This window comes from Ewingella allii, assembly GCF_044430645.1.
Lineage (GTDB): Bacteria > Pseudomonadota > Gammaproteobacteria > Enterobacterales > Enterobacteriaceae > Ewingella > Ewingella allii.
In genome coordinates this window covers 22,701-36,217 of record NZ_JAWUDN010000013.1, presented here as the reverse complement: position 1 = coordinate 36,217, position 13,517 = coordinate 22,701, and the positions used below count along the sequence as shown (strand labels likewise).

Sequence of the window (13,517 nt, the reverse complement as noted above, 5' to 3'; positions counted from 1 at the left end):
GTGCATTACCTACTGGTGGAACAGCCGTTGCGGCAAATAAACTCGCCACTCCAAAAAACATTTCAGGCGTGCCCTTTGATGGAACAATGGATATTAATTTATCACCTTATAATGTGGGAGCTGTTCCTGCTAGCGGCGGTGATGTCGGATATTTAAATAACGCGTTACATTATGCGAGTAGGTCTGGGACTTGGGAAGGAGCGGGAGCATTCGCCGGACAATACTTGAATAACACCGCTCCATTTATTGTTCCAGCGGGCCTTTCCGCTCCGCTTAATGCAAGCCAATATCATCCTATTGTAAAAGGCATAGTAAATACTCAGGAAGTTAACTATGGGGCAGCCATTAGTTTTGGAGCGCTTACATCAGGAGGTTCCCAATTCCCTAGCGGAGTTATCCATATAATTGGGGATAGTGGATTGTCTCAAGCATGGTCATTCAATGTGAGCGATGGTACTTTTAATAGCCCAGGAAATATTCTTGCAGGTGGTGCAGTTTATGAATCATCAGGCGGAGTGCGTGTCTGGAGTCCGAACAATAGGCCTTCTCCATTAGATATCAACGCAATTGCGGCGGATACATGTAGTTATGCAGGCTTTGCTGCTGGTAACGCCCAACAACCCTATATGCGAAACTCAAATTCTGGTGAAGTTGTCAATCTGGCTCGTCAAGATTGGGTCTATGGCAATTTTGTTAATAGCGTTCGCTTAGCGGGTAGAGCAATTATAGGAGATACCGGCGGTAGGGTGGATCTCCCGAATGGTTGTGTTTATACAGGAATGTCAGGCGCAAATTATTATCCTCCGAATTGGGGGGCCTACTCAGCCATCCAAATTTTGGTAAATGGAAACTGGTTCACTATTGGGACGGTATGAATTATGAAAAACATGAATAACTTTAAATTATATACACCTGTTGAAAATAATTTAGTTGAAGGCGTGTTATTTTTAAAAGATGAAAAGGAGAATGACTGGTATGAAAGCCAAAATAAATTCAAATCTGATTCAATTAAAATAGCTTACAACAGTGAAGGTGTAATATGTTCAATGAATCAGGATGCATCAAAGCTCTGGCCAATAAATCTTTCCGTGACTGAACTTAAGCCCGAAGATCTCCCTAAAGATTTTGTTGTTGATGGGAATTGGATATTCGATGGCTATGGTATTAAGCAGAAGGTCTATAGTAAGAATGAGGAAATTGAGAGGGCCGAATTAGAACGGGTAAATATGATATCCAAAGCCTCGGCAGTAATTTCTCCTCTTCAAGATGCAATTGATCTCAACATGGCAACTGATGAAGAAGAGCAGAGTTATAAAGCATGGAAACTTTATCGAGTACTACTCAGTCGAGTAGATACCACACTAGCGCCAGATATCTCTTGGCCGACTTCACCAGAGTAAAACCAAGCCCCTAATGGGGCTTTTTTTATTCCCTTTTCTTTACTATTTCCCCCGCCCTGTTGTGCCATTCCCCCCACGCCTGCCATCGAGTGCAGGCTTCTCTCTTTGTCGGCATCCTTGCTTCACCACCCACAAAAGAGAGAGTCAACCCGATGGCTGATTATCACCACGGCGTACGTGTTGTTGAAATCAACGACGGTACACGCGTTATTTCCACTGTTTCAACCGCTGTTATCGGCTTGGTTTGTACTGCCGAAGACGCGGACAAAACCCTGTTCCCACTCAACACTCCGGTGCTGATCACCGACGTCCTGGCTGCCAGCGGCAAGGCGGGTAAAACCGGCACGCTCGGCCCGGCACTGCTGGCAATCGCCGACCAATGTAAGCCGGTGACGGTGGTTGTGCGCGTTGCTGAAGGCGAAGATGAGGCAGCGACGACCACCAACATCATCGGCGGTTCTGATGCCAACGGTCGCTACACCGGCATGAAAGCCCTGCTTTCGGCACAAGCCGAACTGGGCGTTAAGCCGCGCATCCTTGGCGTACCTGGGCATGACAACCAGGCCGTTGCGACGGCGCTGGCGGCAGTGTGCCAGCAGCTGCGCGCTTTCGGCTATGTCAGCGTTTATGGTGCGAAAACCATTTCTGATGCCATCAAGTACCGCGAGAACTTCAGCCAGCGCGAGCTGATGCTGATCTGGCCTGATTTCGTTAACTGGAACACCACAACCAGCCAGTCTGATATTGCGTTTGCTTCGGCTCGCGCGCTGGGCCTGCGTGCCAAAATCGACCAGGAAACTGGCTGGCATAAAACCCTGTCTAACGTCGGCGTCAACGGTGTTACCGGTCTGTCCGCCAGCGTGTTCTGGGACTTGCAAGCCACCGGCACCGACGCAGACCTGCTGAACGAAGCTAGCGTCACCACGCTGGTACGCAAAGATGGCTTCCGTTTTTGGGGCAACCGCACCTGTAGCGACGACCCACTTTTCGCCTTTGAAAACTACACTCGCACAGCACAAGTTCTGGCTGACACTATGGCCGAAGCGCACATGTGGGCGGTCGATAAGCCACTCACGCCGTCCCTGATCCGCGACATGATTGACGGCATCAAAGCCAAAATGCGCGAGATGAAATCCGCGGGTTATATCATTGATGGCAACTGCTGGTATGACGAATCGGCCAACACGCCTGAGACGCTGAAAGCGGGCAAGCTGTACATCGATTACGACTACACGCCGGTTCCACCACTGGAAGATCTGACCCTGCGCCAACGCATCACCGATAAATATCTGGTGAACTTTGCCGCCTCCGTGAACAGCTAAGGAGAATTTGACTCATGGCACTCCCTAAGAAACTGAAATACCTGAACCTGTTCAATGACGGGAACAGCTACCTCGGCGTGGTCTCCTCGCTGACTCTGCCAAAACTGACTCGCAAGCTGGAAAACTACCGTGGCGGCGGCATGAGCGGCTCGGTCTCCGTGGACTTCGGCCTGGACGACGACGCGCTGGCGCTGGAATGGACCATCGGCGGCATGGACGAACTGGTGTTGCAGCAGTGGGGCAGCACGGCGGATATCCCGCTGCGCTTTGCTGGCTCCTTCCAGCGTGACGACACTGGCGATATCTCCGCAGTCGAAGTGGTGATGCGCGGCCGCCACAAAGAGTTCGACTTCGGCGAATACAAGCAAGGCGAAGACACCGAAACCAAGATTTCGACCCAGTGTACTTACTTCAAGCTGACCATTGATGGCAAAGAGCTGATTGAAGTCGACACCGTCAACATGGTTGAAATCGTCAACGGCGTTGATCGTCTGGCAGAGCATCGCTCGGCGCTCGGCCTGTAATCCCCCCTGCTCTCTAGCCGGCAGCAATTGCCGGCTTCTTATGCATTAGTCTCCAATATCGTATCGAGGAAATCTCATGAGCACAGTTGAAAACCACGACAACACCGTCGTTCTTGATGTCCCGCTAAAGCGCGGCGATGTAGAAATTAGTGAAATTCAGGTGACCAAACCCAATGCCGGCAGTCTGCGCGGTATCGGCCTGGCGGCGCTGGCGAATGCTGACGTTGACGCGCTAATCACCATTCTTCCCCGTATCACCTACCCGAACCTGACCAAAGAAGAGTGCTCACGCCTGGAGTTGCCGGACCTGATTGCGCTAGCAGGCAAGGTGATCGGTTTTTTATCGCCGAAACAGGACGGGTAGAGATATCCCCCCGCCTGACCGTGGATGATCTCATGGCAGATATCGCGGTGATTTTTCATTGGCCGCCGTCCGAGATGGACGGCATGTCGCTAACCGAACTGATGAACTGGCGATATAAGGCGTTGCAACGCAGCGGAGTAAAAACTGATGAGTAATCTTGAGCAAATGCCCGAGACGCTGGGGCGGATCAGGCAAGAAATGTTGTCGCTGAAACAGGCGACGGGGGACGTTTGGAAACGCTTCACCAAGCTGCCCGAAAAAAACCTGTTTTCCACGGTTTCAGAAGATATGTTTACGGCTTCGGAACAGCTAAAAGTCCTTAACAAACAGTCTGGTCAGTTGGAGAAAATAAATAAGTCGCGAGAGAAGCTAGCGACTGACGGCCCGACGCTTTTTAATACTCAATATTCGATCAATAAACGGGCTAAAAAGCTTAAAAAACAAGGTGTCAATACCGACAAAGCACCCGAGGCGCTGGCCGAGATTAATAACAAAAAGCAGCCCGTCATTGAAAACCTCATTAAATTACGCCAGCAGCGCACCGACCTTATCGAACAAAAAGGCGCGGCAGTGGGTACGCAATATAAAAACCGCGCCGATAAAATCAGTCAATTGAGCAATGCTAGCGCCAAAGCCAAGGCTTTCGCACAACCCAAACTCGAGCTGGCGAAAAACCTGCTCAAGCCCGGTGCCGATTTAGAGGCGGGGCTTTCTGAGGTGCAAGCCCTGCTGCATCTCAATAATGGCGATCCGCGCACGGCGGCGCTGCGCCAACAGAGTCTATCGATGGCGGCTTCTGGCCATGCTCCTTCCGACGTCGTGGCGAAGCAAAAAGAGCTGGCTAAAGGCGGCATGAACGCCGATCAGGTTTTAGCTGAGACTCCGGCGGCGCTCAATGGCGCAACGCCAGCGGAACAAATGGCCGTCACGGTCAAAGGCGACAATCTGGATGGCGATATCACCAAGCTATTCGCCAGCTGGGCCACCATCCGCATCAACCTGTTTGCAGGCCAAAGCGACGCATTGCGCCAGCTAACCCAGACCGCCACCGGCTGGCTGAACACCCTCAACACCTGGATAACCGATAACCCGCAGATGGTGAATGCTCTGCTCGGCTTAGCTTTAGGCGTCACCGGCTTGATTAGCGGACTGGGCTTCTTAGGCGGCGTTATCGCGCCGGTACTGAGTGGCGTAAATATGCTGATGGCCGGCGCCGGGTTGTTGGGGACGGTGTTTAGCACGGTCGGAGCCACTATTGCGGCGGCGTTTGCTGTGATCGGATGGCCGGTCATTGCCCTTATCGCGCTGATTGTTGGCGTAGGTGTAGCTATCGCCAAACTCTGGGAACCTATCAAGGCATTTGTCGGCGGGGTTATTGAAGGATTTAGCTCAGTGCTTGGGCCTATTGGAGAAGCGTTCGCGCCCTTCAAAACGGCATTCAACCTGATTACAGATCTGTTGAAACCGATCAAATACACGCAATCAGAACTGCAAAACCTGAGTAATTCAGGCCAGCAGTTGGGGGAAATGTTTGCAAGGGTCCTGACATTGCCGACCAAGCTGTTCGGCCTGTTGCGCTCAGAAATTAGCAGCCTATTGCAAAAGCTTAATTTCTTTAAAAATTCGGATGATGATGAAAATAAAGCAGATATGGGTAATCAGCCTCAAACTGCGGCTATTGAATCTGCGGCCCAAGCAACTTCGCTGACCACCAATTATCAGGCAGTTAAATCAGCGAATAGCAGTTCAACGGTTAATAACTCTTCCGTTATGAATAACCAAATAACGATCACAGAGGCCAACGATCCTCACGCGACTGCTCGGCTTTTGACGGATCATCTTTCCCAAGAAAAGCAGCGTCAAGAACTTGCCGCCCTCTCTGGTTTTTAAGGAACGAGACTATGTTAATGACATTAGGACTGATGGTGTTTGAACGCCAAACACTCCCCTTCCAGACTCAAAAACAAACCACTAACTATCGCTGGGCTAAAAACTCTCGCGTGGGGCTGCGGCCGTCGATGCAGTTTGTTGGCTTGGGCGATGAAACCATTACCCTTACGGGCAACTTAATGCCTTCGAGAACGGGGGGCATGCTTTCATTGTTAGCATTAAGAACCATGGCCGATGGAGGTTACGCCTGGCCACTTATCGGTGGAAATGGTGCGATTTACGGTATGTATGTGGTCACTGACGTAACCAACACCAATACAGAGCTAACCTCGGATGGCACCCCAAGGAAGATCAATTTCGAGGTCACCTTAAAACGCATCGATGAGTCTATTTTTTCGATGTATGGCGATCTTAAAACCCAGAGTGAATTGCTTTACAAAGACGCAGCAAACTTAGGGAATCAGGTCGTGGGGTGGTTCTCATGATCAGCCCTTCGCGCATGCGCCCAAACAAAATCACTGCTGATTACAGCATTAAGCTTGAAGGTGATCATCGCACCTCTGACATTAGCGCTCGTGTTAACAGCATAGAACTGACGCTCAACAGAGGCATGTCGGCAGATAGCCTGATTATTGAATTTGATGATGCAGATGGCCAGCTCGAACTGCCCAAGCGTGGCAGAAAATTGACATTAGAACTTGGATGGAGCGGAACGGGAAACGCGCTGATTAAACAGGGTGAGTTTATTATTGATGCCGTTATCCACAGCGGAGCTCCGGATAAAATCAAAGTCTCAGGCAACAGTCTCGACTTCCGTAGTTTGACCGACCAAAAGAAGACCGCCAGTTATTCTGATTCAGACACGGACGTAGTAACGTTGGGCGAGATTGTTATCAGCATTGCCAAAAGTAATAATTTAAAACCGGCGGTTTTACCTGAAATCGCCCAGATAAAGGTGGTTCGCGCTCACCAGAAGGAACAGTCGGATCTTAACTTCTTGGGCAACCTGCTAAAGCTTTATGGTGGGGTGGCCATGATAAAACGCGGATATTTAATCGCGACTATTCCAGGCACCGGCCAGAACGTGTCCGGAATGCCGCTCCCTCCGGTACTTATCAATCGCAGCGACGGCGACTCACACTCTTTTTCTGTCAAGGATAGAAATATTTATACCGGGGTTAAAGCTCGCTGGCTGGATATCAAAGCGGCCCAACAGAAACAACTCTTTTTACAGCAAAAAAGTAACGCTAAGAATGCGCCTTCAATTGCTCATCCTGATGCCAAAGCAGCCCAAAGCGATGATGAAAATATCTATTCACTCACAGCCGGTGCTGGCAGCAAGCCATTTGTATTAGACCAATTGATGCCAGATCAGCAGACTGCGCTTCAGGTCGCCAAAGGGAAATGGAATGAGTTGCAGCGAGGTACGGTGGAGTTCAGCCTCAACCTTGCTGTCGGCCGCGCGGAGATAGATGTTGAAACGCCGGTGATACTTCAAGGGTTCAAACAGGAGGCGAACGCGATGTCATGGGTGGTAAGCAAGGTGGTCCATAAACTTGATGAGTCTGGTTTCACTTCCAACCTCAGTCTCGAGCCACTGCCTTATGACTCAAATTTCACAATTAGTTATGAATAAAACAAATCAAACTTGCTTTTGCAAGATTCATGTTTCATAATCACTACAACGCTTACCCAAACGCTGGAGGTTTTTATGATGCATTGCCCACTTTGCGGAAAAGTCGCTCATACCCGCTCGAGCCGCTATCTCAGTGAATCTACGAAAGAACGTTATCATCAGTGTCAGAATATTGAATGCAGCTGTACCTTTGCAACTCATGAATCCGTGGCTCGGGTTATTTCCAAGCCGGGTGTGAATTTGCAAGCTGGAATGCGCGCAGTCTAAGCTTCTTCAGTATCGACAACACCCTCTATTTTTTGCTCCTCCCTTTGCCTGCTACCCCGCAGGCTTTTTTGTGTAGCCAATTTGTAGTCACTGAGCACAAAAAAAGGGGTTAGCCTATGGCTAACCCCTTGTTCTATATTAACTATTAGATGTCGCGTTAGCGATACCTTAGTTAAGACGCTCTTTGATACGAGCTGACTTACCAGTACGCTCACGCAGGTAGTACAGTTTAGCTTTACGAACGGCACCACGACGTTTAACAGCAATGCTGTCGATTACTGGGGAGTGAGTTTGGAATACACGCTCAACACCTTCGCCGTTAGAAATTTTGCGAACAGTGAATGCAGAGTGCAGACCGCGGTTACGGATAGCGATAACCACGCCCTCGAATGCCTGCAGACGCTTTTTAGAACCTTCAACGACCCATACCTTAACTTCCACGGAATCACCCGGACGGAATGAAGGTACGTCTTGCTTCATCTGCTCTTGTTCGATTTGTTTAATGATATTGCTCATAATATGTCTCTTACCCTAGGTAAACTGATATATCGGGAGGGCTCAGCGCTAAGCTTGAGCGTTCCCTTCATAGTCTTGTTGACTGAGTCGATGTTCCTTTTGGAACTCTCTCAGCAACACCTCTTGCTCGTCAGTCAGAGCTAGGTTTTCTAGAAGTTCAGGTCTTCTAAGCCAGGTTCGACCCAGCGACTGTTTCAGGCGCCAGCGACGTATATCAGCATGATTTCCCGACAGCAGAACTGGCGGTACCTCCATACCTTCTAACACTTCAGGGCGGGTGTAGTGAGGGCAATCCAGCAAACCATCCGCAAAAGAATCTTCCTCTGCTGAGGCCTGACGACCCAAGACGCCCGGTATAAAGCGGGAGACTGAATCAATCAGCGTCATTGCCGGTATTTCTCCACCACTAAGAACGTAATCGCCAATTGACCATTCTTCGTCAATTTCGGTTTTGATCACGCGCTCATCAATCCCTTCATAACGACCACAAACCAGAATAATTTTCTGGTGGGCCGCCAGTTCGCAAACACCGGTTTGATCCAGTTTGCGACCCTGAGGTGAAAGATAAATCACTTTCACACCTTCGCCTGCCGCCGCTTTAGCTGCGTGGATCGCTTCCCGCAAGGGTTGCACCATCATCAGCATTCCGGGACCGCCGCCGTAAGGCCGCTCATCCACGGTACGATGTCGATCGTATGCGAAGTCACGAGGACTCCAGCAATTTACGCTCAACAGGCCATTCTTTACTGCCCGGCCAGTTACCCCGTAATCGGTAATTGCGCGGAACATCTCAGGAAACAGGCTAATTATACCGATCCACATAGCCCACTCCCTTCAAACGATTGTCCACCCAACCTGCCTTTAGCTACTTCGGTACAAAATACGTCAGTAAAAGCTACGGAGGTCAAAAACCAGGATCCCAATCTACTTCAATACTTTGAGTAGTGAGATCGACTTTCTTGATAACCTGCCCATCGAGGAACGGAATCAACCGCTCCTTGATTCCGAATGCATCCTTCAGGTTTGCTTTTACAACCATCACATCGTTAGAACCGGTTTCCATCATATCGATGACTTTGCCCAGCTCGTAACCGGAAGTTGTCACTACCTGGCAACCAAAAAGGTCTTTCCAGTAATAGTCACCCTCTTCCAGTGGTGGAAGTTGCTTTGAATCGACGATAATTTCGCAATTAGTCAGAAGATTCGCGGCATCGCGATCATCAACGCCTTTGACTTTGATAATCAGATCCTGAGTGTGGCGTTTCCAGCCTTCCAGCTCGATAACTTGCCACTGACCACCCCGTTGGATAAACCACGGTTGGTATTCGAAGATGCTTTCGGCGTCTTCGGTGGATGAAAACACTCTGAGCCAACCGCGAATGCCGTACGTTGACCCCATTTTGCCGAGAACTATCGGCTCAGCGGGCGTCACTGGATTGAGTTGTTTGCTCATTGTTACCACCGCGACAGATTAAGCCGCTTTCTTAGCGTCTTTGATCAGCGCGTGAACGCGATCAGAAACGGTTGCACCCAGTTCTTGCCAGTGGGCAATACGATCCAGGTCCAGACGCAGTGCTTCAGCCTGGCCAGAAGCCAATGGGTTGAAGAAACCTACGCGCTCGATGAAACGACCATCACGAGCGTTGCGGCTGTCGGTCACTACTACTTGATAAAACGGACGCTTTTTTGCGCCGCCACGTGCTAAACGAATTGTTACCATAACATCCTCTTTAGTTAATAAAACAACCAGACCCCATCGGGGAACGGGGTCTGGTTGCAATATAAAAAGCCCGAAAATTTTACTCATTTTGGCGCAAAAAGCAATCGAAAGCGTAGATTAACCCCGACGCTATTTGCTTGAGTGAGGTAACTGGCTAAAAAGCTAGCCAGTTATGTTGATTAACGGCCTGGGAAACCCGGTGGCATCATACCCTTCATGCCACGCATCATTTTGGCCATGCCGCCTTTCTTCATCTTCTTCATCATGCGTTGCATGTCGTCGAATTGTTTGAGTAAGCGGTTTACATCTTGAACCTGCATACCGGAACCCAACGCGATACGGCGCTTACGGGAACCTTTAATGATTTCAGGCTTGGCGCGCTCTTTCAGCGTCATCGAGTTGATGATAGCTTCCATGCGAACCAGCACTTTATCGTCCATCTGCGACTTGACGTTGTCCGGCAGCTGACCCACACCCGGCAGTTTGCTCATCATGTTGGCCATGCCGCCCATGTTGCGCATTTGCTTGAGTTGATCGAGGAAGTCGGTCAAATCGAAGCCGTCGCCCTTCTTCAGTTTGCTCGCCAGCTTCTCAGCCTGCGCGCGGTCAACTTTGCTCTCAATATCTTCGATAAGCGACAGAACGTCGCCCATGCCCAGAATACGTGAAGCCACGCGATCCGGGTGGAAAGGCTCGAGCGCGTCGGTTTTCTCACCCATACCGAGGAATTTAATCGGCTTGCCGGTGATGTGGCGAATAGACAGCGCGGCACCGCCACGGGCATCACCATCGACTTTCGTCAGGATCACGCCGGTTAATGGCAGAGCTTCGTTAAAGGCTTTGGCGGTGTTCGCCGCATCCTGACCGGTCATGGCGTCGACCACAAACAGGGTTTCAACCGGCTTAATAGCGGCGTGAACCTGTTTGATCTCTTCCATCATCGCTTCGTCGACGTGTAAACGGCCGGCGGTATCGACAATCAGGACATCATAGAATTTGAGTTTGGCTTGTTGCAGCGCGCGGTTAACGATATCAACCGGCTTCTCTTGTGCGTCAGAAGCAAAGAAATCCACACCGACTTGTTCAGCCAGCGTTTCCAACTGCTTGATTGCCGCCGGACGATAAACGTCGGCAGAAACAACCAGCACTTTTTTCTTTTTCTTCTCTTTAAGGAATTTTGCCAGTTTACCCACACTGGTGGTTTTACCGGCACCTTGCAGGCCCGCCATCAGCACCACAGCTGGCGGCTGCGCGGCGAGGTTCAGCTCAGCGTTCGCCTCGCCCATGGCTGTTTCCAGCTCTTTCTGGACAATCTTGACGAATTCCTGACCCGGCGTGAGGCTCTTGTTGACTTCATGGCCAACGGCGCTCTCTTTCACACGGTTAATGAAGTCACGCACCACCGGCAGAGCAACGTCCGCCTCAAGCAGCGCCATGCGAACTTCACGCAGCGTTTCTTTAATGTTCTCTTCGGTCAGCCGCCCACGGCCGCTGATATTGCGCAGTGTGCGCGACAATCGATCGCTTAAATTCTCAAACATCGTCTCTTGCTCAACGTAATGACAGGCCGCCTTGGCGACACAATTGCGGGATTATAACACGAAGCGTTGACGATCTCTGCTTTGGCGTCTCAGATAGGTTGGAGCGTGACGTGCGTAACGTTATACTGTCAGTCTCATTCATTTTTGGTGCTAACGAACGCTATGTCAGTTTTTGCACTTATCGCCATGTTGGCCTATCTGCTCAGCCTTGCCCTGATCGTTCCAAGTATTATCAGGAACAAAAGTGCTTATCGGCGTTTAGCATTGATTTCAGTGATCGTCGCGCTGATTTGCCACGCGGTGGCGCTCCAGCAACGCATCTTCGATGTCAGTACGGGTCAGAACCTAAGCTTGGTCAATATTGGCTCGGTCATCAGTCTGATCATCTGTACGGTAATGACCATCGTCGCTTCGCGCAACCGTGGCTGGTTTATTTTACCCATTGTTTACAGCTTTGCGCTGATCAATCTGGCCTTTGTGACCTTCCTGCCGGGCGAATTCATTACTCATTTGGAGGAGAGCAAAGGGCTGCTGGTGCATATCGGCCTGGCCCTGTTCTCTTACGCCACTTTAATTATTGCGGCGCTCTATGCCCTGCAACTGGCGTGGCTGGATTACCAGTTGAAGAACAAGCGGCTGTCATTCACCGCGGATATGCCGCCGCTGATGACCATTGAGCGTAAGCTGTTCCACATCACCCAAGTTGGGGTGATTTTGCTGACCCTGACGTTATGCACCGGCCTGCTTTATATGGACAATTTGTTCAGCCGGGAAAATATCGACAAGGCGGTATTGTCGATTCTCGCATGGTTTGTCTATATCGTTTTGCTGTGGGGGCACTATCATGAAGGTTGGCGCGGTCGTCGCGTGGTGTGGTTTAGCATGGTAGGAGCAGTATTGCTGACGCTGGCCTATTTTGGCAGCCGCATGATTCAGCAGTTCATGACTCACTAATAAACATTGGCGGATTGATCGCCATCTATCTCATAAAGAAGGAATTTCCCGTTGGAGCACGTCTCGACAACTACCCTCATTATCACGCTGATCATTATGGTAGTGGTTTCGGCTTATTTTTCTGCCTCCGAGACCGGCATGATGACTCTCAACCGCTATCGGTTACGCCACCTTGCCAAGCAGGGCAATCGCGGTGCCCGCCGTGTGGAAAAACTTCTTAAGCGCCCGGACCAACTGATCAGCCTGGTGCTTATCGGCAACAACCTGGTCAATATCCTTGCTTCTGCACTGGCAACAATTGTGGGTATCCGCCTATATGGCGACGCCGGTGTGGCGATTGCGACCGGTATTCTGACCTTTGTGGTTCTGCTGTTTGCCGAAGTATTGCCGAAGACTTTTGCCGCGCTGAATCCTGAGCGTATCGCCTTCCCAAGCAGCCTGCTGCTGCGCCCGCTGCAAACCATCATGATGCCGCTGGTGTGGATCCTCAACAGCCTGTCACGCCTGCTGATGCGCATGTTTGGGGTCAAAACCAACGTGGGGATCAGTGACGCGGTGAGTAAAGAAGAGCTGCGCACCATCGTGAATGAGTCCCGCTCGCAAATTTCTCGTCGCAATCAGGACATGCTGCTTTCGGTGTTGGATCTGGAAAAAGTCACCGTGGACGACATCATGGTGCCGCGCAATGAGATAGTGGGTATCGACATCAATGACGACTGGAAGTCAATCATTCGCCAGCTGACGCACTCCCCGCACGGGCGCATCGTGCTGTACCGCAACTCTCTGGATGACGCCATTGGCATGCTGCGCCTGCGCGAAGCATATCGTCTGATGACCGAGAAAAAAGAGTTCACTAAAGAGAACCTACTGCGCGCCGCAGATGAAATCTACTTCATTCCAGAAGGTACGCCGCTCAACATTCAGTTAGTGAAATTCCAGCGAAACAAGAAGAAAGTGGGCATCGTGGTCGACGAATATGGCGATATTCAGGGCCTGGTGACGGTGGAAGACATCCTTGAAGAGATTGTCGGCGACTTTACTACCTCGATGTCACCTACCCTCGCGGAAGAAGTCACGCCGCAGAGCGATGGCTCAGTCGTGATTGAAGGCAGTGCCAACGTGCGTGAATTGAATAAAGCCTTCAACTGGACATTGCCGGAAGATGGCCCGCGCACCATGAACGGCATGCTGCTTGAAGTGCTGGAAGAAATTCCGAAAGTGGGCGCTCACCTACGCATTGAAAATTACGAGGTGGAGATTCTGGCGGTGCAGGACAATATGATTAAACAGGTTCAGGTCCGGCCGATGCAGTCACTGCAAACCTCGGTGAATCGGCACTAAATCGTTGAATCTGCTGCAAAGAAAAAGACGCGAAATCGCGTC

The 13,517-nt window shown here is 50.5% G+C and carries 16 protein-coding genes; 11 read left to right on the top strand and 5 right to left on the bottom strand.

What is annotated here, in order from left to right; translation table 11 throughout:
* The first annotated feature begins 878 nt into the window (after window positions 1-878).
* The 9 genes from SBO83_RS20645 (at window position 879) to SBO83_RS20605 (ending at window position 7,403) form a co-directional block, all read left to right on the top strand.
* Entirely contained in the window at window positions 879-1,400 is a 522-nt protein-coding gene (locus SBO83_RS20645) for a tail fiber assembly protein (protein ID WP_396132771.1), read from the top strand.
* A 152-nt stretch (window positions 1,401-1,552) separates the two neighbouring features.
* Window positions 1,553-2,722 carry a phage tail sheath subtilisin-like domain-containing protein gene (locus SBO83_RS20640; RefSeq protein ID WP_396132770.1) on the top strand — a complete coding sequence of 390 codons (1,170 nt, stop codon included), beginning with the start codon at window positions 1,553-1,555 and terminating at the stop codon, window positions 2,720-2,722.
* A gap of 14 nt (window positions 2,723-2,736) precedes the next feature.
* On the top strand, window positions 2,737-3,246 hold the full coding sequence (locus tag SBO83_RS20635; RefSeq protein ID WP_034787699.1) for a phage major tail tube protein: 510 nt from the start codon (window positions 2,737-2,739) through the stop codon (window positions 3,244-3,246).
* Between the two features lie 76 nt (window positions 3,247-3,322).
* The gene (locus tag SBO83_RS20630) at window positions 3,323-3,610 is read left to right on the top strand and encodes a phage tail assembly protein (RefSeq protein ID WP_396132769.1); all 288 of its coding nucleotides are present in this window, start codon (window positions 3,323-3,325) and stop codon (window positions 3,608-3,610) included.
* A gap of 32 nt (window positions 3,611-3,642) precedes the next feature.
* A complete protein-coding gene (locus SBO83_RS20625) occupies window positions 3,643-3,765 on the top strand; it encodes a GpE family phage tail protein (RefSeq protein ID WP_034787693.1) in 123 nt (40 codons plus the stop codon).
* Entirely contained in the window at window positions 3,758-5,500 is a 1,743-nt protein-coding gene (locus SBO83_RS20620) for a phage tail tape measure protein (RefSeq protein ID WP_396132768.1), read from the top strand. Before SBO83_RS20625 ends, SBO83_RS20620 begins: the two co-directional genes overlap by 8 nt.
* Window positions 5,501-5,511: 11 nt before the next feature.
* Window positions 5,512-5,985 carry a phage tail protein gene (locus tag SBO83_RS20615; RefSeq protein ID WP_396132767.1) on the top strand — a complete coding sequence of 158 codons (474 nt, stop codon included), beginning with the start codon at window positions 5,512-5,514 and terminating at the stop codon, window positions 5,983-5,985.
* The gene (locus SBO83_RS20610) at window positions 5,982-7,136 is read left to right on the top strand and encodes a phage late control D family protein (protein WP_396132766.1); all 1,155 of its coding nucleotides are present in this window, start codon (window positions 5,982-5,984) and stop codon (window positions 7,134-7,136) included. Before SBO83_RS20615 ends, SBO83_RS20610 begins: the two co-directional genes overlap by 4 nt.
* A gap of 75 nt (window positions 7,137-7,211) precedes the next feature.
* Window positions 7,212-7,403, top strand: coding sequence for an ogr/Delta-like zinc finger family protein (locus tag SBO83_RS20605; protein WP_072009850.1), 192 nt, complete (start codon window positions 7,212-7,214; stop codon window positions 7,401-7,403).
* A gap of 168 nt (window positions 7,404-7,571) precedes the next feature.
* On the opposite strand, the gene rplS is transcribed toward SBO83_RS20605, so the two are convergent.
* The 5 genes from rplS to ffh all read right to left on the bottom strand — a co-directional run bounded on the left by rplS (window position 7,572) and on the right by ffh (window position 11,180).
* Window positions 7,572-7,919, bottom strand: coding sequence for a 50S ribosomal protein L19 (gene rplS / locus SBO83_RS20600; RefSeq protein WP_003849035.1), 348 nt, complete (start codon window positions 7,917-7,919; stop codon window positions 7,572-7,574).
* A gap of 48 nt (window positions 7,920-7,967) precedes the next feature.
* Complete coding sequence (gene trmD / locus SBO83_RS20595; RefSeq protein ID WP_034787671.1) at window positions 7,968-8,741, bottom strand: tRNA (guanosine(37)-N1)-methyltransferase TrmD; 774 nt, start codon at window positions 8,739-8,741, stop codon at window positions 7,968-7,970.
* Between the two features lie 82 nt (window positions 8,742-8,823).
* Entirely contained in the window at window positions 8,824-9,372 is a 549-nt protein-coding gene (gene rimM / locus SBO83_RS20590; protein ID WP_034787669.1) for a ribosome maturation factor RimM, read from the bottom strand.
* 18 nt (window positions 9,373-9,390) lie between these two features.
* Window positions 9,391-9,639 (bottom strand): 30S ribosomal protein S16, encoded by a 249-nt coding sequence (gene rpsP, locus SBO83_RS20585; protein WP_034787667.1) that lies wholly within the window; start codon window positions 9,637-9,639, stop codon window positions 9,391-9,393.
* A 179-nt stretch (window positions 9,640-9,818) separates the two neighbouring features.
* Window positions 9,819-11,180, bottom strand: coding sequence for a signal recognition particle protein (ffh, locus tag SBO83_RS20580; RefSeq protein ID WP_353501083.1), 1,362 nt, complete (start codon window positions 11,178-11,180; stop codon window positions 9,819-9,821).
* A gap of 162 nt (window positions 11,181-11,342) precedes the next feature.
* Here ffh and SBO83_RS20575 point away from each other — a divergent pair, with 162 nt between their 5' ends.
* Together SBO83_RS20575 and SBO83_RS20570 are read left to right on the top strand one after the other, a co-directional pair.
* Window positions 11,343-12,134, top strand: coding sequence for a cytochrome c biogenesis protein CcsA (locus SBO83_RS20575; protein WP_396132765.1), 792 nt, complete (start codon window positions 11,343-11,345; stop codon window positions 12,132-12,134).
* Window positions 12,135-12,185: 51 nt separating this feature from the next.
* The gene (locus tag SBO83_RS20570) at window positions 12,186-13,475 is read left to right on the top strand and encodes an HlyC/CorC family transporter (protein WP_353501081.1); all 1,290 of its coding nucleotides are present in this window, start codon (window positions 12,186-12,188) and stop codon (window positions 13,473-13,475) included.
* Window positions 13,476-13,517: the final 42 nt, after the last annotated feature.